Raw genomic sequence first — 1,100 nt, forward strand, 5'->3', positions numbered from 1 at the left:
CCCAACACCTGCACCAACGGCTGTCCGGTGTCGATGGTCACCGGCGAAGAACTGCTGACCCTGACCGACGCGGTGCTCGATGGCGTACTGCCCTTCGAGTTCACCCGCTTGTACCGCAGCAGCGCCGTCGAGATCGACATCGGCCTGGGTTTCGGCTGGAGCCACACCCTGGCTCATCGCCTGGCTTTCGACGGCGATGGCGTGATCTGGATCGACCACGAGAACCGCCGCACCCGTTTTCCCCTGCCCAATGTCGCGCGGCCGGCGATTCACAACAGCCTGTCACGGGCGGCGATTTTTTTAGGTGATGAACCGGAAGAACTGATCCTCGCCATGGCCGGCGACAGCGCGCGGTTCTATCACTTTCGCGCCGGCCGGCTGACCGCAATCAGCGACGTCTACGGCAATCGTCTGACGCTGCAACGCGATCGCTCCGACCGCATTCAGCGTCTGGACAACGGCGCCGGCCGCTCATTGCTGTTGCGTTATGACCGGGCGCAACTGGTGGCGATTGATTATCAGGTGTTCGTGCAGGGTGAGTGGAGCACTGAGCAGAACCTCGCCACCTACCGCTTCGATGCCCGGCAACGGCTGCTGACCGCGACCAACGCGGTGGGCGAAAGCGAGCGCTACGACTACGACGACCACCACGTCATCCTCCAGCGCCAGCTCACCGGTGGCGCGAGCTTTTTCTGGGAGTGGCAACGCGAGGGCAAGGCGGCGCGCTGCGTGCGCCACTGGGCCTCGTTCTCGCAGATGAACACCCGCTACGTCTGGAACGATGACGACGCCAGCGTGACCGTGCATTACGTCGACGGCACCGAAGAAGTCTACGTCCACGACGAGCGCGCACGGCTGGTGCGTCAGGTCGCGGCCGATGGCGGCGAGCAGCTCAAGGCCTATGACGAGCAGGGCCGCTTGATCGCCGAGCAGGATGCTCTGGGCGCGGTCACCGAATACCGCTACGACGAGGTCGGACGGCTGATCGCGCTGATTCCGCCGGACGAGGCGCCAACGTCCTACGAGTACCGCAACGGTTTTCTCTACAAGCGTTGCCGAGGCGACGCGGTGTGGATCTATCGGCGCAACGCCGAAGGTGC

At 64.4% G+C, this 1,100-nt stretch carries 1 protein-coding gene; it reads left to right on the forward strand.

The genetic code is table 11. The features are described from left to right. Positions 1-1,100 (forward strand): RHS repeat domain-containing protein (locus AEQ63_RS02030; RefSeq protein WP_161806061.1); only part of this gene is annotated, 1,100 nt, incomplete at both ends.

The organism is Pseudomonas sp. RIT-PI-o, assembly GCF_001297215.1.
GTDB lineage: Bacteria > Pseudomonadota > Gammaproteobacteria > Pseudomonadales > Pseudomonadaceae > Aquipseudomonas > Aquipseudomonas moraviensis_A.